The sequence below is a fragment of the Mesorhizobium sp. U510 genome (assembly GCF_059180695.1).
Window position 1 is genome coordinate 3,527,195 of sequence record NZ_CP180532.1, and the last position, 19,592, is coordinate 3,546,786.

The window sequence follows — 19,592 nt, forward strand, 5'->3', positions numbered from 1 at the left end:
GCGTCTCGCTTGGGAATATCTTGAATGATGAGTGAACACGCCGATCAGGGTGGGTTCAAGGGCCGTAACCTAGAGGTGGTGTCGGCTCCATGAGGTGGGTCGGGAGGAAGATGATGACTATTCGATCTCGGATCGCTGCGACTTTCGCCGTCGCTTCGCTGACTCTGGTCTTTGCCGGCCAGTCTCATGCGACCGTATTCGCGGCTTGGCAAGTGGCCAATGTGCCGTTCGGCGACACGCTCAACGTGCGCAAGTATCCGTCCGGCACCTCCCAGAAGCAGGCCGCATACCCGAACGGCACGGTCCTACAGATGACCGGGCGATGCACCGGCGGCGTAAACCTGCTCGACATCGCCAATCAGCCGGCATGGAAGCAACACCAGACGGTTCGCTATCGCTGGTGTGAGGTCTGGCACGACCCGGCCAAAAACGGCGCTTTCGTCACCGGCTGGGCCTATGGGAAGTACATCACCCCGTATTGATTGACGGTCGTCGATTGATTGTGATGCGGCCGATGGGACAGGTCGCCTCGTTGTCTGCGAAAAGATGAGCGGCAACCTATGGTTTTGTGCACAGTTGTGAACAACCAAGATTGACGGCGCCCTGACAAAGCAAACCAGAGCATTGGGAATTGCTTTGTGAGTTATCGCGAATGTAACGATCAGCTGACCTAACGTCAGGCAGTGCCGGTTTGGCGAACGAAATATCGAAAAATTACATGATGCACGAAAGATTGAAGCTGACTGGCGAATAGTTGATCAGATTTCCTAAATATAATGCAAAGGGCGAATTGACTTACTTGCTCCATGGTCGCATTGATGTGCCCACGACACGAATCGTAGAAACACTACCTGCTCAAAATTCGTGCGATGCCCTGCCTGTAAAAAAGGGCGCATATCGACGTAACTCTTGTTGGGGCCTGAAGACCATGGATATTGTCGAAACACCTTCCAGAAACAACGATGCGCTGATCGAGCTGACCGCCGATGTGGTGGCCGCCTATGTCAGCAACAACCCCGTGCCGGTCGGCGAATTGCCGAACCTCATATCCGATGTCCATGCCGCTCTCGGGCGTGTGGGCGGAACCGCCGAACAGCCCCCCGCCGACAAGCAGAAGCCGGCTGTCAACCCGAAGCGCTCGGTTCATGACGACTACATTGTCTGCCTTGAAGACGGCAAGAAGTTCAAGTCGCTCAAGCGTCACCTGATGACCCACTATGATCTGACGCCGGAGCAGTATCGCGAAAAGTGGAATCTCGACCCGAGCTATCCGATGGTTGCTCCGAACTATGCGGCAGCCCGCTCCCAGCTCGCCAAGAAGATGGGCCTTGGCCGCAAGCGCAAGGCGCGGTAGTCGCTGTTCCCTCAGGTCGACCCGACATCGACGGCGCCTTTGGGCGCCGTTTGATTTTGGGGAACAGGCTGGCCGGAGGGCGTCAGGCGGTCTGCTTGAGTGCCATCTCGGCATCGCGCTTGATGCGCTTGACCATCGAGCGAAGGCCATTGGCGCGCTGCGGCGACAGGTGTTCGTCCAGGCCGAGTGCCTTCAGCGTGGCTTCCGCATCGGTTTTCTGGATTTCGCTGGCGGTCCGTCCGGAAAACAGCGCCAGCATGATCGCGACCAGACCGCGCACGATATGGGCGTCCGAATCCCCCGTGAAAGTGACGACCGGATCGCTGCCCGGTCCCTGTTCGGTGGTCAGCCAGACCTGGCTGACGCAACCCGGGACCTTGTTGGCGGCATTGCGCTCTTCATCGGGAAAGGGAGGCAGCGCCTCGCCGAGCTCGATGACGTAACGATAGCGGTCCTCCCATTCGTCAAGGAAGGAGAAGTCGTCGCGGATCGTCTGGATCGTGGTCGTCATGACCCGGATATAGTCACGCGGCGGCCCCGCGTCACGGAAAAAAAACAAGGACACCGCGGGCGTCGAGAGGGCAGACGGCCCGCGGTGCGCCGTCGAGACGGCTTAATTCTTGACCGGCAGGTTGACGGTCTCGGGCAGGACGATCTCTTCCGCCACGCTGCCCGTCATTGTCGAGGTATCGGGGCCGGTGGACTTGTCGTCCAGCATGGCGGCCGCGATCTTGGCGGTTTCCTTGGCACGCGCGGTGATGGTGTGCATCGCCGACTTGCCCGTCTCACAGACGTCGGGCTTGCGCTCGCAGATGCCGGCAATGTCGCCCACCGCGTCGCGTGCCGCGAACAGGGCCTGGATCGGCCCGACGCTTTCCTGCCCCGGCTCGTCGGAACCGACACCCAGCGGCAGCGCCAGCAGCACCAGTGAAAACCAGAAAGCCATTCTTATCAGGAAGAACATGCCCGCCTCTTGTCGTGACCGGATCATGCATCATATGGCATGACCTCTTTTATGGGCAGAATGTTGGCACACAGGCACAAAGGACGGCTTGCGCGCACAGCGACAATTTTCCTCAAATTTTAGGCAAATTCGAAACGAAGCGTTTTGCCATGGATTTGTTTCATATCGGGACGATTTTCGTTATCTCTTGATAACCGTTTATCCTGCTGTTTCCATTGAATTTTTCTGGAATTCAGTCGGTTCTCACCTCGTCCATGATCCGGCGACGGCAGGCGTTCGCAGATAACCCTCCATTTACTATGGCGGCATTTGCCCGGGTTTTCGACCGCTGCGATCCCGATATTTGCCACGGGCCGGGCTTTGGTCGGCCCTGCCTTATCCATTCCTTAAACGCTGGATGAGAGTTTCGGAGCCAATCAAAACAATCTGCAAAAGCAGAGCTGTTCACGACGAGTGCGAGTGCGTTGAGTTGATGCCGATCAAGGCCAGATACGCTGAATTGCCTGGCGCGATTGCCGCCGGTTGCGAACGTATGGTCCATCCCTCAATTCTCGGGCAGAGCGGCCGCGAGCGCCAACGCCGTTTCATCGGTGTCATGCTGGCAGCGCCATTCTTCGCCGCGGGTGCCGCGGTCACGCTGGTCACATCAGGCATGGGCGCCGCTGTGACCATGGCCGCTATCTTCGCCGCCTTCGGTCTGTGCTGGTTCGTCGCCTTGCTGGTGGCGGCTACCGGCAAGATGCCCGTGGCGGCACCGGTTGCCCTGGCGATGGCGGCCGTTGCGCTTGGCGGTCTGATCGCCGCCGCCGGCGGGTTGAGTTCTCCCGTCGCCGTGCTTGCCGTGGCGCTGCCCTTCGAAGCCTGGTGGATCGGCGCTTCGCGGCGTGCGGTCCTGTGGGGAGCGGTCTCGGCCATTGCCGCCATCGCCCTTCAGCCTCTGGCTGCGGCCTTCTTGCCCTTCGCGGGCGCGCAGATCGCTGCCTGGCATTGGCTGGTGCCGCTGGCCTGGGCGCTGACGCTGATCCCGCGCCTGTCGGCGTTTCGCGATAGCGCCGGTGCGGCCGATACGCTCGATACCGGCGACCGGCTGGAAGACATCATCGACGCGGTGATCCTGCGCGTCGCCCGCCATGGCGAGGTGCTCGATGCGTCCGCCAAGGCACGCACGCTTTTGAAATTGCCGCCGGAACTGCTTTCCGGAACCGGCTTGTTCGACCGTGTCCACCTGTCGGACCGTGTCTCCTATCTCAGCGCCCTGGCGGATATGCGCGATGGTGCTGCCTCGCGCCGCCTCGAATTGCGCGTCAGGCTGCCCCAGAACGGCAACGGCCAGAATGATACGCGCCAAAGTGACAGTCGCTTGATGGCCGACAATTACCGGCCATTCCTGCTCGAACTGCTGCGTGGCGAGGAGCAGAGCGACGTCTTCACGCTGGTGCTGCGCGAGAATGACGAGACTGCCCGCCTGCGTGAGGAACTGGCGCAGGCCAATGAGACGGCGGCAGCCGCGGAAGTGGCCAAGGGCCGGTTCCTGGCGGTGGTCAGCCATGAACTGCGCACGCCGCTGAACGCCATCATCGGCTTCTCGGACATGCTGCTGCATGAGATGTTCGGCGCCTTCAAGGATCCGCGCCAGAAGGAATATGTCACCCTGGTGCGGGATTCGGGCCAGCATCTTCTGGCTGTCGTGACGTCCATACTCGACGTGTCGAGGATCGAATCGGGCGCCTACACGGCGGACCCGGAGCCGTTCCGGTTTATGGAAGCCGTCGAGATGTGCCAGTCGATGATGCGGCTGCAGGCGCAGGCCAAGAACATCGATTTGCAGACGCAGATCGCTCCCGACGCCGGCGACATAAATGCCGATCGCCGCGCCGTGCAGCAGATGCTGATCAATCTCGTCTCGAATGCGATCAAGTTCACGCCCGACGGCGGCGATGTCGTCGTTGGCGCCAAGCGGATCGGTTCGCGCCTGCATTTCTGGGTCAGGGACACCGGCATCGGCATTGCCGAGGAGGATTTCGCCAATCTCGGCAAGCCCTTCACGCAGATCCAGAACGACTATACGCGCCGTTTCGAGGGGACCGGCCTTGGCCTGTCGCTGGTGAAGGGGCTGGTGGCGCTGCACGAAGGCACCATGTCGATCGAAAGCATGCCGGGCGAGGGCACCACGGTGACCATCAGCCTGCCGGTCAACGGGCCGAAGGGGCGTCCGGCGAACGAGGCAGGGGTGCTGACGATGCCGGTGACGAGGGCGAAAGGGGACAGAAATGGCTCGCTCCGCAAAACAGCCTAAGGCGGTCAAACGCCGCAGCAACGCCTTCCAGGACGGCGCCATGGCCGTCGGCGGGATGATTTCGCGCAATCCGGTCCTGGTCGGCGGGTCGACGGCATTCCTGGTGACGCTGTTCTATGTCTCGGCGAATGCGCTGTGGTATCAGCCTTTCCCGCATGCCGGGGCGTTCTTCGCCACCCGCAATTTCCAGGGTTTTCCGCACACTGCCTCCGACGAGCCGGAGACGACGATCAACATCGTGCGGCCCAATGCGGCCCCCGCACCGATGAAGGGTGATCCGGTGGTCGAGCAGGTGCAAGGCATATTGAAGGACCTCGACTTCTATTCCGGCACGGTCGACGGCATTTCCGGCCCCAACACGCGCAAGGCCATACAGGCCTACCAGCAGAAGGTCGGCCTCAACGCTTCCGGCGAGATCGATGCCCTGTTGCTCGATCAGCTTGGTGCAACGCCGAAGACTGCCTCCGTGCCCAAACCGCAGCCGCGCCCGGATACGCAGGCCGCCGTTCCGGTGTCCCTCCAGACAAATTCTGGTCAGACAAATTCTGGGCAAACGAATTCCGGGCAGACGGATGCCGCCCCGACCCAGGGACCCGACCCCCGCATCGTCAAGATCCAGGCCGGGCTCAAGGCGTTCGGCAATGACGACATGCAGTTGGATGGTGTCGTCGGCGCGCGCACCAAGGCGGCGATCAAGGAATTCCAGTCGCTGTTCGGCCTGCCGCAGACCGGCGAGCCCGACGAGATCGTCTACGTCAAGATGCGCGAGATCGGCCTGACCAATTAAGGTCCGGCCAACGAGGCCGAAACGACGGCTCGCCGAGCGGCGGAATTGTCGGCAAGCAATTCCAGGAAAAGTTTGAACGGTTTTCCCGGGAAAAGCGCGTAGCGCTTTCCCTAGGGAATTGCGTCAAAACAAAGAGTTAGAGCAGATGGCCGTTTCCTTGAAACGGCCATCTGCTTTAGATAGCCCGCACGCTTTCGGAGCTTTCTTATGCGCGTCACATCGGATCTGTGGGTTTCTGCCTTGGTGCGCCGCGTTTTCGGCGCTGGCGGATTTGCCGCCGTGGTCAACCGTGGCGCGACCGAGGCCGGTGCTGTTTTCGTGCTGGCGCGGGGCAGGCTGGGTGACGTCGCCCTCTACGGGCCGGCGCCGCAGACAAGCTACGATTCGGCCAAGCCCGACGACCGTTTCTTCAGCCTTCTCGCCGCCGAAGACGATCCGGCCGTGCTCGATGCCCGTCTCGAGAGGGAAAAGAAGTTCGATCCCGACATCTGGGTGGTGGAGATCGAGGCCGGCACCGTTCCCGTCGAGGAGCTTATTTCCGTGAAGACGCCTTGAGGGCGGGGGCTGAGGCTTCGTCGCTGTTCGATGCCCTGCGGCTGTCGCTGTTTGCGGGCGACGCGTCGCGAACCATCCTGGAGAGGGCCTCGGCTTTCCATCCCCGCACCCTGTCCAGAGCCACGTCGCGATGCAGCAGGCGGTAGCGGTCGAGATAGGTGCGGATGGCCTGCGGATGCGGGAACAGGCTGGGGTAGATGGCGACGGTGATCAGGAAGGCCCTGTCCTCGCTGAAGTCGAGCGAGCGTAGCGCCGCGAGCAGTGAGGCATAGTTCTGGCTGGCAGTCAGCGAGCGCGCGGTCGAGAAATCAATGTCGAGCGCGTCCGCGAGCGCGGTCTGGAAGAAAGCGGCGTTTCCCGTCAGCGCCGTCTCGCGCAGTTTGACATAGGTATCCGAGGCGGGGAACGCATCGACCTTCGCCGCCGATGCTTCGTCGCCGGTACGCATCATCGAGCGCAGCCTGCGCCGGGCATTCTCGGCGGCAATGCCGGGAGACTGTTGGCTTGAAGCACTGTCCTCGGCAGCTTCCGCATTCACGGCTGCGACGGTTGGCGCCGCGGGGGCTTGCACGTCCGGTTCCCGTACCCGCACCAGTGTCGGCCGTTCGAGCGCCCGGATCAGATCGGCGATGGTCGGGTTCAGGTCCTTGCGGCGCGCTATGGCGCGCGCGTGCGGCAGCCCGTGCCGGCCGATCAGCGCGATCAGGTCGATATCGCTGACGGCGCGCGAACGGATCAGAAGCGGTGCGGCAATGTCGACCGGTTCCTCGCAGAGGCGCCGCACGAGCGCCGCAGGGGCATATTCGCATTCGGAAAGGGCGGCGGCGACGTAGCGTCGCGATTCGACGGACACATCGTCGAACAGCGGCAGCGTCAGGTCTTCGAGTTGGCCGATCTCGCGGCGTGACGGGCGGGTCAGCGAGCAGAACGCCGACACCGCGGCGCGGAACAGCCTTTCGGCCTTGCCCGATTCCGTCCGTATCGCGATTTGCCTGAAGTCCGAAGATGACACGAAGGATACCCGATACTCGATACACAGCCTTGACCACGCTCAACCGGGACTGTGTCGGTTGAGCGATTGCCCTGGTCAGAACCTGCTGACCTCAAGACAAAGATCAAGTTAGCGGTGATCCGTTAGCGCTCCGTTAACCCTCTGCCGGCCTTAATGATATTTGGAGGCGTTGCGTTGTGCTCCGGGGAAACCGAGAGGAATGCGCGAATCATGGGCATGGTACTGTCTTTCGTGCCGCGTGCGGCACCGACCAATCGAGCCAAGCAAACCACCGAAATACCGGCGGCTGTGATCATCTTTCCAGGCATCCGCTATGAGCGGTCCAGCACCAGCGAAGCGCGGCCTGCCGGGCCCGACAAGCCGGGATCGCCACGGACGCCGGTGCCGCACCACTGAAGCCTTGGTCCGTTCCGTCAGGCTACTAGATCTGGGCCTCTGGTTATTGGCCTAGAAATCCTGCAGCTCGCAGGAACTCTGGTCGAGAAAGCGTGACACGATCGGCTTCCAGCTGTCGTCGGGGACGAAGCTGCGGATGACGAAGATGCCCTCGTCGATCGGCGCTTCGACGAAGATCGCTCCCTGCAGATCCTCGGGCAAATCCTTGCGCACGTCGATCATCTGCGCCGGCGTCAGCACCACGGCATCGAGCTTGCCGCCGGTCGCCGTATGGTCGTTGAAGGAATAGATGTTGTGGCCGTTGCGGTCATAGACCGACACCGACCAGAAGGGGACGTTCCCCGGAGCTTTGATCCGGACCATGCCTTCCTCGAGGTCGAACCGGCAGGCCGTGGCGTAGAACAGCGGGTCGACCGATTTCACCACCGGCGCGCCGCCCGCCTCGGCATCGAGCCGGTTCATCCGGTAGAGATCGGAGGCCATGGACAATCGCGACCAGGCATCGCGTTCCGAAAATTCCGGTACCAGGAGCAGCACCACGATGTGGACAATGCCGGCGCCGACCAGGCCGAGCAGCACAGCGTGGAAAAGACGGCGCAGCGTGGCCAGGACATTACGCATCGCAGCCGGCCTTCACGATCCTGGGCAGCGAGACGTCCGACAGGCCGGTGCTGCTGGCGATCGGCGTGTCGTAGAAGGTCAGGACGAAATACATCCGTCCAGAACCGTCGGTCAGAAGCCAATTGCCGGGCATGGGGTGATGGCCGACCGAGATGGTCACCGAATTGTCGGCCTGGCGCAGCACCTGGTAGGATTGAAGCGCGGCAAGCCGCGGCTTGCCGGTCTCGACGACGCCGAGCGATTGATCGGCGGCGTAGAGCGTCCAGAAGCGGGCGGTCGGGAATCCGCCCTCTATCCTGTAGCTGCATTCCCGCTTGAGCTGGTCGCCGGCAGCGTCATTTTCGGCGACGAAGGACAGGCCTTCGGCGCGGCCGAGTGCAAGCACGCCCTCGCGCGCCACGCGGGCCTTCGAGTAGGGGTCGGCTGCTGGAGTGCCGATGTCGGGGAAGGCCGTCCATTGGCCGATGCGGATGGCGCCGACGCCGTCCTGGATCTTCAGCGCATACCAGACGCTGGCGCCGCCGCCGCCAATGGCTATGGCAAGCGAAAGCAGCATCAGGAAGGCGTTCTTGAGCATGAAGGGCCGCGTGCGCGAAGGATTGCCGTTCGGGGATATCGCGGCGCGGGGCCCTGTGGCAAGCGGGCGTGATGGATTTGCCTGTTGGCTTGGTCCGCGCCGAGGCCGAAGTCACAGCGCCGAGAGCGTTTCGGGCGAGGCGGCGGCGTTGAGTTTGGGTGCGGATTGGAACAGCTGCGTCATGTCCCTCAGCGTCTGCGTGGTCCGGCCGGACAGCACCGCAGGGCGTTCGGCGGCCGCGTCGGCCGCGGCCTGTTCCTCGCTCTTCTTCTGCGCTTCCGCGGCCTTGGCCGCGATATCCTCGTCGACAAAAGGTTTGTCGATGCCGGGGATCGGCTTCAGGTCGATGTTCTGGTGCGCGTAGACCATCAGGCGTTGCCACACCATCGCCGGCAGCGAGCCGCCGGTCATGTTCTTGGTCGGGGTGAAATCATCATTGCCGAGCCACACGGCCGCCGTGTAGTTGCCGGTGAAGCCGACAAACCAGGCATCACGATAGGATTGCGTCGTGCCGGTCTTGCCGGCGACAACGATGTTGGGAATTTGCGCCCGCCGCGCCGTGCCCATCACCGGCACGGCCGCCAGCATGGTGTTCATGGATTTCAGCGCCTGCTCGGACAGCACCCGGTGCGGCGGCGGCGCATCCTTGGTCCAGTCATACACCACGTCGCCGGTGCGGGTGACGAGCTGGGTGATGCCGTGCCGGGAGCCGACGAAGCCGTTCTGGGCGAACACGCTGTAGCCCGTCGCCTGGTCCATCACGGTCATGCCTGAAGTGCCGAGCACCATCGTCTTGTGTGCCTCGAGCGGCGATTCCACGCCCATCGCCTCGGCCATCGCTTTGATCGGCGCGATGCCGAGATGGTCCTTGGCCAGCCGCACCGGTACGGTGTTGATCGACTTGGCCATCGCCATGATCAGCGTGATGTTGCCGGCTGATTCGCCGCTGTAATTGTGCGGTGACCAGTTGCCCCAGCTGATCGGACCGCCGGAAATGATGGAGTTGGGCGTGAAGCCGTGTTCCATCGCCGTGGCGTAGACATAGGGTTTGAAGGACGAACCGGTCTGGCGCAGCGCCTTGGTGGCGCGGTTGAACTGGCTGGCGCCGTAGTCGCGGCCGCCGACGATGGCGCGGACCGCGCCATTGGTCTCAATGACCACCACGGCACCTTCGGTGACGTTGTACTCCTTGCCGAACTGGCGCAGGTGGAACTCGACGGACTCTTCCGCCGCCTTCTGGATGTTGGCGTCGAAGGTGGTATGGGCAACCAGCGAATGCTGGCCCGGCTTGGCGATCTTCTTGACCTCGTCGAAGGCCCAGTCGAGAAAATAATCGGGGCTTTTTTGTTCGCCGCGGTCGACGACGTCGGCCGGATGCAGTCTTGCCTGCAGCACCTGGCCTTCGGTCATGAAGCCGGAATCGACCAGGTTCGACAGCACCACATTGGCGCGGGCGCGCGCTGCCGGCAGGTTGATGTGCGGGGCGTATTTGGTCGGTGCCTTGAACAGGCCGGCCAGCATCGCCGCTTCGGCCAGGTTCAAGTCCTTGACGCTCTTGCCGAAATAGAAGTCCGCCGCCGCCTCGATGCCGAAGGTGCCGCCGCCCATATAGGCGCGGTCGAGATAGAGCTGCAGGATTTCCTTTTTCGACAGATTGGCTTCGAGCCACAGCGACAGGAAGGCTTCCTTGATCTTGCGCTCGAAGGTGCGCTCATTGGTCAGGAACAGGTTCTTGGCCAGCTGCTGGGTGATGCTCGAGCCGCCCTGGACGACCGAGTTCGCCCGCACATTCTCGAAGATCGCGCGGGACAGGCCGAGTACGTCGATGCCGTAGTGGTCGAAGAAGCGTCGGTCCTCGGTGGCCAGCACTGCCTTGATGACGTGATCGGGCATCTCGTCGACGGGCACGGAATCGCGCTGGATGATGCCGCGCTGGCCGATCTCGTTGCCATAGCGGTCGAGGAAGGTGACGGCGAAATCGCCCTGGGCGCGCCAGTCGCCGGCCGTGTCCTGGAACGCCGGAATGGCCAGGGCCAGCATCACCACGATGCCGCCGGCGCCGAGCGTGAAACCTTCGCTCAAAATCTCGATGATGCCGCGCCGCCAGCCCTTGAGACGGAAGCGCCGCGAGAAGATCGTTGCGGCCTCCCAGAACTGCCGCGCCTTGAACCCGATCTCATAGAGCGAGGAATCGATCCAGGCGTCCAGCGCCAGAAGGCGCGACGCGATCGGACCTCTTCTCTTGCGCGGTTCAGGGCTGACCATTCAAAAACCCGGCTCGGCTGTGGCGTGACCTGAAAACCGCAAGCCTGCAATTTCAGGGCAGCGCCCTGTCCCGACTATTCATCCATTTTATGGGTGCCCACAAGGGCTGTGAGGACACAGCTGCAAGGTTTGTCGACGAGGGGGCAGGGGCAACCATGATCGGCGACGGTCGCCACCTCGAAACCGCGTTTGGTCGGCTGACTGCGATCAGCCTGTCAGAGACGGGTGCTATGAATGGTCATCGCGGCGAGGCGGCCATGATGGCCGTCCGCAGCAGAACGCGTGCGCCGGTCACTGCGTCGGCAGGTTCCACATACTCCGCCTCGTTGTGGCTAAGCCCATCACGGCATGGCACGAAGATCATTGCGGCAGGCGCGACGCGGGCGAGAAACAGCGCATCATGGAACGCGCCCGATATCATCTGCTTGTGCGGAAGCCCCAGGGAATTGACGGCCTCCTCGACGAGGTTGACCATATCGGGCGAGAAGGCCGCCCCGGGCATGTCGAACGATCGCTTGATCATTGCCGTGCAATGTTGGGCCTCTGCTTCCGCCGCGCAGACCTGGCGGACCTCGGTCTCTATGACATCGAGCTGCTCTGCCAGCGGATGCCTGATATCGACGGTGAAGGCCACCGATTGCGGTATGGCGTTGATCGATCCCGGCCTGGCGGCGATCCGGCCCACCGTCAGCCGCGCGCTGCTGTCGAGCGGCATGATTGTCGTCTGCAGCCTGTGGATCGCGGCAATCGCTGCGACCATCGGATCCCTGCGGTAGGCAAGGTCTGTCGTGCCCGCATGACCGGCAGTGCCCTGGATGGAGACTTCCAGCCAGCGCGTACCCTGGACGGCGGTCACGACACCGATCGGCAACTGCTCTTTTTCCAGCGCTGGCCCCTGTTCGATATGGAGTTCGATATAGCCTGATATCGGCATGCCGGTTGGACGGAGGGCAGCCTCCGGCAAGGCGGTGATCGTCGCGTCCAGCTCAGCCGCGAGGAGCGCACCGTCGGCGCCGACAATGGATTTCCAGGTAGCTGCATCCGCGCCTGTGAAAGCCATGGAGCCCATGACGCCCGGCGCGAAGCGGCTGCCTTCTTCATTGGCCCAGGCGACGACCTCGACCGGCATTCGGGTTTCAGTCTGTGCGTCCTCCAGCGCTTCGAGCACCTCGAAGGCGCAAAGCGTGCCGAGCGCACCGTCGAAGCGGCCGCCTGTCGGCTGGCTGTCGAGATGGCTGCCGATCAGGAGCGGTGGCAGAGTGGCATCCGTACCCTCGCGGCGAATGAAGAGGTTCGCGATACCATCCTGAAAGACCGTGAAGCCACGCTCCAGCGCCAGCTCAGCCAGGAGGCGCCGGGCCCTGCGATCCTCGACGCTGAACGCCTGCCGGTTGACACCGCCGGCTGGTGTCGCCCCGATCCCAGCGAAAGCATCAAGCCGCCCGAGCAGTCTGTCGCCGTCGATCCGAGGCGTCAAACTCATCGCTTGAGGCCGCTGATGAAGGCCTTCACCCGCAGCGGATCGACTTGATTCCACCAGACGCCATCATGTTTCAGCGAGCTGGCCACGATGACGCCGTCGACAATGTCGAGAATGTCGTTGGCATTTTCGGGCGTCACGCCGCTGCCGACAAGCGTCGGCAACCCGGCGGCCTGCTTGATCATCCTGATATAGCCGAGGTCGGCGGCGTGGCCGGTGCGCTGACCGGTGGCGATCACCGCATCGGCATCGAAGAACACCAGGTCCTTGACCTGTTCCTCGACCGGCCGGTCGCCGACGATCGCATGGGCGCCATGCTTGACATGGGCATCGGCGAAGATGCGGATGCCGTTGGCGCGAAGCCTGGCACGGAAGCGCATGGCGCGCGCCGCCTCGCCTTCGATAAAGCCCTCATTGGCGACATAGGCGTTCGCCCACTGATTGACGCGCACGAAGGAGGCACCCGAGGCGCTGGCGATCGACAGCGCGGGGATGGAGGCATTGGCGAGCACATTGATGCCGATCGGCCGGCCGAGTTCCCTGCGGATGCGGTCGGAGACGACGGACATGTAAGCGGAGGTCTCTGGGCCGATATCGTCCGGCTTGGCGAAGGGCACGTCGCCATGGTTTTCGACGATCACGCCGTCGCAACCGCCATCGAGATAGGCTTTGGCATCGTCGAGGCCGCGCTGGTAGATGGTCTCGACCGCCTCGCCATCGTAGCGCGGCGCGCCCGGCAAGGGCGCCAGATGAACGACGCCGATGACCACTTTCCTTCTGTTGAAGATCGACTGCAGCGCGTCGACGCCCTGCTTGGAGCCGATGGAGTTGGGGGATTTTGTCATGCGGTTTCCGCTTCCGTCGTTTCCATGAGTATCTTCATCTCCTGCCTGTCGGGGCAGGAGCCGAGCGTGCCGGGGCGACCGACCGAAATGGCCGCGGCTCGTACCGCGATCCGCGCGGCCGCGGCGAGGCTGATGCCAGCCGCAAGGCAGCCTGCGAGGCAGCCGCAAAAGACATCGCCCGCGCCGCTGGTGTCCACCACGTCCACTTTGGGCGCCGCGAACCGGTCGATCCGTCCTTCGCGGTCGGCAACCAGGCAGCCGGCCGCACCAAGCGTCACGATCGCGCTGTCGGCGCCTTGACGGATCAATTCGCGGGCCGCCGCGGCTGCATCGCCGGTTCCGGTCAGTTGCTCTGCTTCGCCTGCGTTGACGACAGCGAGGCGCACGGCGTCCATACACGGTGTCGAACCCACCGCAAGCGGACTTGGATTGAGGATCGTCATGGCGCCCGCGCTGCGCGCCGCTTGCAGGCAGGCTGTCGTTACATCGGGAAGAAGATTGCCTTGCATCACCGCAATGTCGCCGCGTTCGATCGACGTCGCGAAACCGCCGTCGGCCAGCGGATCGAAGGCGGCGGCGCAGCTGGCGCCGGTGACGATGAGGTTTTCGCCCCGCACATCGACGATGATCGTCGACCGGTCGCTGGGCAGTGCCAGCATCGTCAGATGGCTGGCGTCGAGGTCGCGGCTCAACTGTTCCCGTATCCAAAGGCCGGCGGCGTCGTCGCCGATCGCCGCGTGGAAGCGGACATCGGCTCCGGTGCGGGCGGCGGCCACCGCCTGGTTCGCCCCTTTGCCGCCAAGTCCGTCAATATGACTGGACGCGTTCAACGTCTCGCCCGGCCGCGGAAAGCGGCCCAGCTGAAACGTCGTATCGACGCAGACATTGCCGACGACATGGACGCGCATGGCTAATCCCTGGCTGTCGCCCAGCCCAGCATCTGTTCGAAGAGTGTCTTGTAGCCATTCCAGGCGATGAAGCCCGGCGGCAGCCAGTGTGGCCCGACATCCGATGTCCAGGCGACGGTGCGGCCCTTGCCATATTTGCCGGTCACCAGCAGGGGCATGGAACGGTAGTCGGAAGACACGGTGGCGAGGACTTCGGCGCCCTCCTTGACCGTGACCTCGTTGAAGCCGAGCAGGATCGGCCAATCCTTGCCCAGGCCCTTCAAGATTGGATGGCTCTGGGGGCCGACAACGACCGGCGCATAGCCCTCGGGCACCTCGACGCGATCGTCCACCGGCAGGCAGGTCACCGGCAGAACGTCCTCGACCGGCGTCTTGTGGTAGCGTGCGCCGCCGTTGATGCCCTGGAAGCTGTAGTAGCCGCCGAACATCAGGAGGCCGCCGCCATTGCCGACATAGTCGCGCAGCAGCCGCAGCCGGTTCGGCGTCGGCTTGGAGTGGACCCAGGTGTCGGGGTGAAGCAACAGCGTATTGGCGCCAAGGTCGGAAAGCACCACGGCGTCATAGGCCGAAAGCGTCTCCATGGTCTGGGGAAAATTCCGCTGCGCTTCGTGCGCGGGCATGAAGGTGACGTCGAACGGACCATCCTTCAGCGCCGCCAGCAGTTCATCGGCGCCGGTGTGATAGGTCACGGTCGGAAACTGGTCGAAGCCCTTGATGTGGGTCGCGGTCGAGACCCAGGACTCGCCGGCGAGAAGAACTTTCTTCCTGGACATGTAAACTCCCTGTTTTTTGCTGTGGCCGGCGGTTCAGAGGCTCGCGGCGAACACGGTCTTTGGGTTGTCGACGAGCATGCGGTCGATTGCCGATTGCTCGACACCATGGCGTTTCAGCCTTGGCACGAAATGTTTGAGGATGAAGCCGTAGCCGAAGCCGCCGAAGCGCGTCAGCATGATCTTCAGGAAGACGTCCTGCGACAGCAGGATCCTGTCGACCAGCCCCATGTCGATCAACGAACGGATCGCCTGCGCGTTCTGCTCGTCGGAAGGCGATTGCGCATCCTGGTCGGCATAATAGAAATCCATGCCGATCATGTCGTATTCCAGGAAGGCGCCACGCGCAGCGAGGCTTCTCTGGTAGGCAAGATCATTGTGGCTCGGATTCATATGGCAGAGGACGGTGTGTCTGAGATCTGCGCCTTCCGCCTCGACCACGTCGAGCACGTCATGCGCCAGCCGTTCCCAGCCGGGCAGATGGATGGTCAGCGGGACGCCGGTGATCCTGGCCGCGCGCGCTGAAGCCCGCAGCGACTTGCGTTCCTCTTCGGTGAAATCCTTGCTGACGCCGACCTCGCCGATGATGCCGGCCATGATCTCGGGCTGCGTCGGGCCGCCGCCGACATCGTTGACGAGAAATTCTGTGACGGCGTCGACGTCCATCGCCTTCAGCCAGTCGGGATGGGTGTGCTGCAGATAGAAGCCCGTGCCCATGACGATGCGCAATCCGGAGGCGCGGGCAATACGCGCCAGCTTCACCGGATCGCGGCCGATGCCGATATTGGTCGCGTCGACAACCGTATGGCCGCCAAGCGCCCGGTACCTGGCGAGCTCGGAAAGCGCCAGGTCGCTGTTGTCGAGCGAGACATTGTCGCGATTCATGTAGGGGTTCATCCGCAATTCGCCGATGATCTCCATGCTGACCGGCTGCTCGGCGATCTTCCGGTCGTCGGGATGGCAGGGGCATTTCCAGGATGTCGAACCATCGAGCAGGATATGTTCGTGCATCAGCGTCACGCCCATGTCGGCGATCGCGGCCGGGCCGGCAACGGTCATCACGGTGCCGGAGCGAACACCGATCGGCACCCTTTGCCTTGGCGTGTTGTCGAACAAATGATCCATGTCAGCGGCTCCGCGTCGCGCCCTTGAACAGGCGGAAATTCAGCCAGATGGCAACGAGGATGATTGTGCCGGTGACGATCGGCGTCAGGAAGGGCGACATGTGCGCCAGGATCAGGCCGTTGCCGATGACAGCGACGGTCAATGCGCCGAGCACGGTGCCGATGATCGTACCGCGCCCGCCGAACAGGCTGGTGCCGCCAAGCACCACGGCGGCGATGACATCGAGCTCGAAGCCCTGGCCGGAATTGGACGAGCCGGAGCCCAGCCGCGCGGCCAGAATGACGCCGGCCGACGCTGCCGCCATGCCCGACAGGACATAGACGAAGAGCGTCATGAAGCGCGTATCGACACCGGCGCGGCGCACAGCCTCGGCGTTGGCCCCGATGCCGGTCACATAGCGGCCGAACGGCGTCTGGTTGAAGGCGAGATAGGCGATGGCCAGGACGACAAGGGCGAGCAATGCGGGTACCGGCACACCGAGGAACCAGGCCCTGCCGATGTTGACGAAGAAGCTCGTCGGCTCGACCGGGATCGAATAGCCGCCGGTGATCAGCAGCGCCACGCCACGGATGACCGAGAGCCCGGCAAGGGTGACGATGAAGGCCGGGATGCGCTCATAGGCGATGAAGAAACCCTGCAAGGCGCCGATCGCCCCGCCAAGCGCCAGCATGCCGACAACGACCAGCGGCCATGGCAGGCCGGCCTGCAGCGCAACGGCCGAAAGTGTCGCCGTCAGCGCCAGCACGGACCCAACCGAAAGATCGATGCCTCCGGTGGTTATGACGAAGGTCATCGCCGCCGCCACGATCAGCAGCGGCGCCGATTGGCGCACGATGTTGAGCAGATTGGGTGTCGTCAGGAAGGAACCGGTGACCAGCGAGAAGACCACGCAGACGACGATGAAGAACAGCGCGATGGAGACAACACTGCCATTGGCTAGCGCCACATCCTTCCAGGTGCTGTTGTGGGCACGTTTGGGCGGCGAGGCGCCGACACCGGCGGAGGTGACGTTCATGGCTGTACCCCCTCGTCGCGGCTGGCGCGCGCCGAACGCGCGGTGAATTTGCGGCCGACGATCAGGTTGACGACCTCCTCGATGCTGGTGTCGCCGATCCTGCGTTCGGCGACGTTTCGGCCCTCATACATGACCTGGATGCGGTCGCAGACCAGGAACAGGTCTTGCAGCCGGTGCGTGATGAGAATGACGCTGACGCCGCGGGCGCTGACGGCGCGGATGAGGTCCAGCACCGCCTCGACTTCCGCCACCGCAAGGGCGGCTGTCGGTTCGTCCATGATCAGCACCGATGGATCGAAGGAGGCGGCGCGGCCGATAGCGATCGACTGGCGCTGGCCGCCGGACAGGTTCTCGACCTTGAGCCTGGTGTCGGCGATGACGATGCCGAGCCGGTCGAGCATCTCGCGCGTCTGGTCATGCATGCGTCTGTTGTCGAGAAAGGGGAGGCCGAGTACGTGGCGGCGAGGCTCGCGGCCAAGGAAGAGATTGCCCGCCACATCCACCGTGTCGCAGAGCGAAAGGTCTTGGTAGACCATCTCCACCCGTGCGGCGCGGGCATCGGCCGGCGAGGAAAAGGACACGGCCTTGCCATCGATCTCGATCGTGCCGGAATCCGGAATGACCGCTCCGGACAGAACCTTGCTCAAGGTGGATTTGCCGGCGCCATTGTCGCCGACCAGGCCAAGCACCTCGCCAGGTTTCAGGTTCAGCGAAACATCATCCAGCGTCTGGATAGGCCCGTATCGTTTGGAAATACCGGTCATCCTGACGCGGTAGGTCTCGCCATCGCTCATCATGGTTCCAGTTCTCAATGCGGCATGTTCAAACGGTCGCCGGGCTGCGCAACGACCACAAAGTCAATGCGCGGCCCGGCGGTCTGGGGAGGATCTTACTTGAACATGTCCTTGAACTGGCCGACATTTTCCTTGGTCACGATGGTGATCGGAACATTGATGATCGGATCGATCTTCTCGCCCTTCTTGAGCTTGCCGAAGGCTTCGATGGCAGCCTTGCCTTCACCGGCCGGATCCTGCTGGACGACGGCGATTACCCAGCCCTCTTCGAGGCCTTGCACCGCGGACTTGGTGAGATCCCAGCCGAACACCTTGACGTCGCCGGTACGGCCCTGGCTGGTGACGGCCGAAACGGCGCCGAGCAGGGCCGGCTCGCCGGTCGCATAAAGCGTCGTCATGTCGGCATTGGCCGTCATCAGGTTTTCGGAGGCCGACAGCGCCACGTCCTGCACGTTCTGGCCATCGACCGTGTCGAGGAAGGTTACCTTCTGGCCGCTCTCGGTGACAGCCTTCTTGAAGCCGTCCAGGCGCTGGTTCTGGATGAACGAATTAAGCGCGCCGACAACGCCGATCTTGGCGGTTCCGTTCAGCTTGGTCTTGACGTAGTCGGCGTAGAACTTGCCGATATCCTCGCCGGCCTTGGTGTTGTCGACGCCGACGAAGGCGACATTGTCGCCATTCGGAATCTGCGCGTCGATGGCAATCACCGGAATACCGGCGGCCTTGGCCGCGGTGATCGCGGGCTTCACGCCGTTGACATCGATGGCGACGAGAATGATGCCGTCGACTTTCTGGGTGATGTAGTTCTCGATCGCGTCGTTTTGCGCGCTCGGCACATTGTTGGCGTTGAAGATGACGAGGTCGACGCCGGCGGCCTTTGCCGCGGCCTTGGCACCGTCATTGATCTGGTTGAAGAACAGGGCCTGCTGGTTGATAGTGACCAGCGCATAGGTTTCGGCCATGGCCGAGGCGGAGCCAAGCGCGAGGGTCATGGCGATGGCTGCGGCGCAGCCTGAAAGGATCTTGATAAGACGCATTCCGGTTCCCCTTGGTTTTGCGGAAAAGGCCCTTGATCGGGCTCATCTGGCGCTGAGCGCAGACGCATAATTCAAGATACTTGATTTCTTGTCAAGTGACTTGAATTAGCGTCGGCGAAAGGAGAAGGTGGCTGGCCAGATCAGAATGTCGCCGGCGTATTCACCCAGAAAATGCTGGCGCGTTCGTCGCCGACATTGCGGTACCAGTGCGGCAGTTCCGAGTTGAAAACGAAGGAATCGCCGGCGGTCAGGCGAAACGTCTTTTCACCGACCATCAGTTCGATGGCGCCTTCCAGGAGATAGCCGACTTCCTCACCGGCATGCTGGATCGGGCCGGCGCTTTCTCCGCCCGCCTCGATATGATGGATATTGCACTGCAGAAGGTGGCCCGGCGAATAGGGAATGACGCGCTCCAGCGATATGCCTTCGCCGCGCCTCAGCGGATCGAGCGCGATCAACGGCCGTGCTCCGGCGCGAAAGACGATGCCTTCCTCGCCATCGGCTTCCTCGAACATCCAGCCGATGTTGGTGCCGAGCACCTCGACCAGCCGGTGAAGCATGGGCAGCGAGGGTGAGACCTTGCCGTTCTCGACCTTGGAAAGCAGGCTTTCAGAGCAGTTGGCTGCGGCGGCGAGCGCCTTCAAGGTCAGGCCACGCGTCTGCCGGGAGAGCTTCAACCTTGTGCCGAGCCGTAACAGGCTGGTGGCTGTAGAGCGCTCGTCGCCGCCCTTGCTGTTGTGGGTATCGATCTTGTTCATTGGGGGGCGCGAACATCTCCGCTGGTCGGGCTG

The 19,592-nt window shown here is 63.0% G+C and carries 21 protein-coding genes; 6 read left to right on the forward strand and 15 right to left on the reverse strand.

The window, feature by feature from the left end; genetic code table 11:
- The first annotated feature begins 113 nt into the window (after positions 1 to 113).
- Both ACLGL5_RS18465 and ACLGL5_RS18470 read left to right on the forward strand, forming a co-directional pair.
- A complete protein-coding gene (locus ACLGL5_RS18465; protein WP_038645559.1) occupies positions 114 to 482 on the forward strand; it encodes an SH3 domain-containing protein in 369 nt (122 codons plus the stop codon).
- Between the two features lie 446 nt (positions 483 to 928).
- Positions 929 to 1,354, forward strand: coding sequence for a Ros/MucR family transcriptional regulator (locus tag ACLGL5_RS18470; protein WP_019857114.1), 426 nt, complete (start codon positions 929 to 931; stop codon positions 1,352 to 1,354).
- Between the two features lie 82 nt (positions 1,355 to 1,436).
- On the opposite strand, the gene ACLGL5_RS18475 is transcribed toward ACLGL5_RS18470, so the two are convergent.
- Positions 1,437 to 1,865 (reverse strand): SufE family protein, encoded by a 429-nt coding sequence (locus ACLGL5_RS18475; protein WP_019857115.1) that lies wholly within the window; start codon positions 1,863 to 1,865, stop codon positions 1,437 to 1,439.
- A gap of 102 nt (positions 1,866 to 1,967) precedes the next feature.
- Positions 1,968 to 2,318 carry a DUF5330 domain-containing protein gene (locus ACLGL5_RS18480; RefSeq protein WP_019857116.1) on the reverse strand — a complete coding sequence of 117 codons (351 nt, stop codon included), beginning with the start codon at positions 2,316 to 2,318 and terminating at the stop codon, positions 1,968 to 1,970.
- Positions 2,319 to 2,850: 532 nt separating this feature from the next.
- On the opposite strand from ACLGL5_RS18480, the gene ACLGL5_RS18485 reads away from it, so the two are divergent.
- The 3 genes from ACLGL5_RS18485 to ACLGL5_RS18495 all read left to right on the forward strand — a co-directional run bounded on the left by ACLGL5_RS18485 (position 2,851) and on the right by ACLGL5_RS18495 (position 5,956).
- Positions 2,851 to 4,614, forward strand: a complete 1,764-nt coding sequence (locus ACLGL5_RS18485) for a sensor histidine kinase (protein ID WP_038652361.1) — start codon at positions 2,851 to 2,853, stop codon at positions 4,612 to 4,614.
- Positions 4,589 to 5,401: a peptidoglycan-binding domain-containing protein gene (locus ACLGL5_RS18490; protein WP_064982929.1), complete on the forward strand. Its 813-nt coding sequence runs from the start codon at positions 4,589 to 4,591 to the stop codon at positions 5,399 to 5,401. Before ACLGL5_RS18485 ends, ACLGL5_RS18490 begins: the two co-directional genes overlap by 26 nt.
- Positions 5,402 to 5,608: 207 nt before the next feature.
- Positions 5,609 to 5,956 carry a DUF1491 family protein gene (locus tag ACLGL5_RS18495; protein ID WP_019857119.1) on the forward strand — a complete coding sequence of 116 codons (348 nt, stop codon included), beginning with the start codon at positions 5,609 to 5,611 and terminating at the stop codon, positions 5,954 to 5,956.
- Here ACLGL5_RS18495 and ACLGL5_RS18500 read toward each other — a convergent pair.
- Positions 5,934 to 6,968 (reverse strand): DUF2336 domain-containing protein, encoded by a 1,035-nt coding sequence (locus ACLGL5_RS18500; RefSeq protein WP_069091740.1) that lies wholly within the window; start codon positions 6,966 to 6,968, stop codon positions 5,934 to 5,936. The genes ACLGL5_RS18495 and ACLGL5_RS18500 overlap by 23 nt on opposite strands.
- Before the next feature lie 210 nt (positions 6,969 to 7,178).
- Here ACLGL5_RS18500 and ACLGL5_RS18505 point away from each other — a divergent pair, with 210 nt between their 5' ends.
- Positions 7,179 to 7,364, forward strand: coding sequence for a hypothetical protein (locus tag ACLGL5_RS18505; protein ID WP_083246684.1), 186 nt, complete (start codon positions 7,179 to 7,181; stop codon positions 7,362 to 7,364).
- A gap of 51 nt (positions 7,365 to 7,415) precedes the next feature.
- Here the strand turns inward: ACLGL5_RS18505 and ACLGL5_RS18510 are convergent, their stop codons facing one another.
- The 12 genes from ACLGL5_RS18510 to ACLGL5_RS18565 form a co-directional block, all read right to left on the reverse strand.
- A complete protein-coding gene (locus ACLGL5_RS18510; RefSeq protein WP_038645568.1) occupies positions 7,416 to 7,985 on the reverse strand; it encodes a DUF1254 domain-containing protein in 570 nt (189 codons plus the stop codon).
- The gene (locus ACLGL5_RS18515) at positions 7,978 to 8,562 is read right to left on the reverse strand and encodes a DUF1214 domain-containing protein (RefSeq protein ID WP_019857122.1); all 585 of its coding nucleotides are present in this window, start codon (positions 8,560 to 8,562) and stop codon (positions 7,978 to 7,980) included. The genes ACLGL5_RS18510 and ACLGL5_RS18515 overlap by 8 nt, the downstream gene beginning before the upstream one ends.
- 111 nt (positions 8,563 to 8,673) lie before the next feature.
- Positions 8,674 to 10,827, reverse strand: coding sequence for a transglycosylase domain-containing protein (locus ACLGL5_RS18520; RefSeq protein WP_019857123.1), 2,154 nt, complete (start codon positions 10,825 to 10,827; stop codon positions 8,674 to 8,676).
- A 238-nt stretch (positions 10,828 to 11,065) separates the two neighbouring features.
- Positions 11,066 to 12,310 carry a Zn-dependent hydrolase gene (locus tag ACLGL5_RS18525; protein ID WP_069091742.1) on the reverse strand — a complete coding sequence of 415 codons (1,245 nt, stop codon included), beginning with the start codon at positions 12,308 to 12,310 and terminating at the stop codon, positions 11,066 to 11,068.
- Positions 12,307 to 13,152 (reverse strand): BtpA/SgcQ family protein, encoded by an 846-nt coding sequence (locus tag ACLGL5_RS18530; RefSeq protein ID WP_069091743.1) that lies wholly within the window; start codon positions 13,150 to 13,152, stop codon positions 12,307 to 12,309. Before ACLGL5_RS18530 ends, ACLGL5_RS18525 begins: the two co-directional genes overlap by 4 nt.
- Complete coding sequence (locus tag ACLGL5_RS18535) at positions 13,149 to 14,060, reverse strand: ribokinase (protein WP_069091744.1); 912 nt, start codon at positions 14,058 to 14,060, stop codon at positions 13,149 to 13,151. Before ACLGL5_RS18535 ends, ACLGL5_RS18530 begins: the two co-directional genes overlap by 4 nt.
- Positions 14,061 to 14,062: 2 nt before the next feature.
- The gene (locus ACLGL5_RS18540) at positions 14,063 to 14,833 is read right to left on the reverse strand and encodes a glutamine amidotransferase (protein ID WP_038645574.1); all 771 of its coding nucleotides are present in this window, start codon (positions 14,831 to 14,833) and stop codon (positions 14,063 to 14,065) included.
- Positions 14,834 to 14,866: 33 nt separating this feature from the next.
- Positions 14,867 to 15,955 carry a phosphotriesterase family protein gene (locus ACLGL5_RS18545; RefSeq protein WP_019857129.1) on the reverse strand — a complete coding sequence of 363 codons (1,089 nt, stop codon included), beginning with the start codon at positions 15,953 to 15,955 and terminating at the stop codon, positions 14,867 to 14,869.
- A 1-nt stretch (position 15,956) separates the two neighbouring features.
- Positions 15,957 to 16,970 carry an ABC transporter permease gene (locus ACLGL5_RS18550; protein ID WP_019857130.1) on the reverse strand — a complete coding sequence of 338 codons (1,014 nt, stop codon included), beginning with the start codon at positions 16,968 to 16,970 and terminating at the stop codon, positions 15,957 to 15,959.
- Positions 16,967 to 17,767: an ATP-binding cassette domain-containing protein gene (locus ACLGL5_RS18555; RefSeq protein ID WP_019857131.1), complete on the reverse strand. Its 801-nt coding sequence runs from the start codon at positions 17,765 to 17,767 to the stop codon at positions 16,967 to 16,969. The genes ACLGL5_RS18550 and ACLGL5_RS18555 overlap by 4 nt, the downstream gene beginning before the upstream one ends.
- 92 nt (positions 17,768 to 17,859) lie before the next feature.
- Positions 17,860 to 18,801: an ABC transporter substrate-binding protein gene (locus tag ACLGL5_RS18560; RefSeq protein ID WP_019857132.1), complete on the reverse strand. Its 942-nt coding sequence runs from the start codon at positions 18,799 to 18,801 to the stop codon at positions 17,860 to 17,862.
- Positions 18,802 to 18,941: 140 nt separating this feature from the next.
- Complete coding sequence (locus ACLGL5_RS18565; protein WP_019857133.1) at positions 18,942 to 19,559, reverse strand: cupin domain-containing protein; 618 nt, start codon at positions 19,557 to 19,559, stop codon at positions 18,942 to 18,944.
- Positions 19,560 to 19,592: the final 33 nt, after the last annotated feature.

Bases quoted from the DNA above. Each gene is read 5' to 3' on its own strand.
- ACLGL5_RS18465 (WP_038645559.1), top strand. From the start codon at position 114: ATGACTATTCGATCTCGGATCGCTGCGACTTTCGCCGTCGCTTCGCTG.
- ACLGL5_RS18470 (WP_019857114.1), top strand. From the start codon at position 929: ATGGATATTGTCGAAACACCTTCCAGAAACAACGATGCGCTGATCGAG.
- ACLGL5_RS18475 (WP_019857115.1), bottom strand. From the start codon at position 1,865: ATGACGACCACGATCCAGACGATCCGCGACGACTTCTCCTTCCTTGAC.
- ACLGL5_RS18480 (WP_019857116.1), bottom strand. From the start codon at position 2,318: ATGTTCTTCCTGATAAGAATGGCTTTCTGGTTTTCACTGGTGCTGCTG.
- ACLGL5_RS18485 (WP_038652361.1), top strand. From the start codon at position 2,851: ATGGTCCATCCCTCAATTCTCGGGCAGAGCGGCCGCGAGCGCCAACGC.
- ACLGL5_RS18490 (WP_064982929.1), top strand. From the start codon at position 4,589: ATGGCTCGCTCCGCAAAACAGCCTAAGGCGGTCAAACGCCGCAGCAAC.
- ACLGL5_RS18495 (WP_019857119.1), top strand. From the start codon at position 5,609: ATGCGCGTCACATCGGATCTGTGGGTTTCTGCCTTGGTGCGCCGCGTT.
- ACLGL5_RS18505 (WP_083246684.1), top strand. From the start codon at position 7,179: ATGGGCATGGTACTGTCTTTCGTGCCGCGTGCGGCACCGACCAATCGA.
- ACLGL5_RS18510 (WP_038645568.1), bottom strand. From the start codon at position 7,985: ATGCGTAATGTCCTGGCCACGCTGCGCCGTCTTTTCCACGCTGTGCTG.
- ACLGL5_RS18515 (WP_019857122.1), bottom strand. From the start codon at position 8,562: ATGCTCAAGAACGCCTTCCTGATGCTGCTTTCGCTTGCCATAGCCATT.
- ACLGL5_RS18520 (WP_019857123.1), bottom strand. From the start codon at position 10,827: ATGGTCAGCCCTGAACCGCGCAAGAGAAGAGGTCCGATCGCGTCGCGC.
- ACLGL5_RS18525 (WP_069091742.1), bottom strand. From the start codon at position 12,310: ATGAGTTTGACGCCTCGGATCGACGGCGACAGACTGCTCGGGCGGCTT.
- ACLGL5_RS18530 (WP_069091743.1), bottom strand. From the start codon at position 13,152: ATGACAAAATCCCCCAACTCCATCGGCTCCAAGCAGGGCGTCGACGCG.
- ACLGL5_RS18535 (WP_069091744.1), bottom strand. From the start codon at position 14,060: ATGCGCGTCCATGTCGTCGGCAATGTCTGCGTCGATACGACGTTTCAG.
- ACLGL5_RS18540 (WP_038645574.1), bottom strand. From the start codon at position 14,833: ATGTCCAGGAAGAAAGTTCTTCTCGCCGGCGAGTCCTGGGTCTCGACC.
- ACLGL5_RS18545 (WP_019857129.1), bottom strand. From the start codon at position 15,955: ATGGATCATTTGTTCGACAACACGCCAAGGCAAAGGGTGCCGATCGGT.
- ACLGL5_RS18550 (WP_019857130.1), bottom strand. From the start codon at position 16,970: ATGAACGTCACCTCCGCCGGTGTCGGCGCCTCGCCGCCCAAACGTGCC.
- ACLGL5_RS18555 (WP_019857131.1), bottom strand. From the start codon at position 17,767: ATGATGAGCGATGGCGAGACCTACCGCGTCAGGATGACCGGTATTTCC.
- ACLGL5_RS18560 (WP_019857132.1), bottom strand. From the start codon at position 18,801: ATGCGTCTTATCAAGATCCTTTCAGGCTGCGCCGCAGCCATCGCCATG.
- ACLGL5_RS18565 (WP_019857133.1), bottom strand. From the start codon at position 19,559: ATGAACAAGATCGATACCCACAACAGCAAGGGCGGCGACGAGCGCTCT.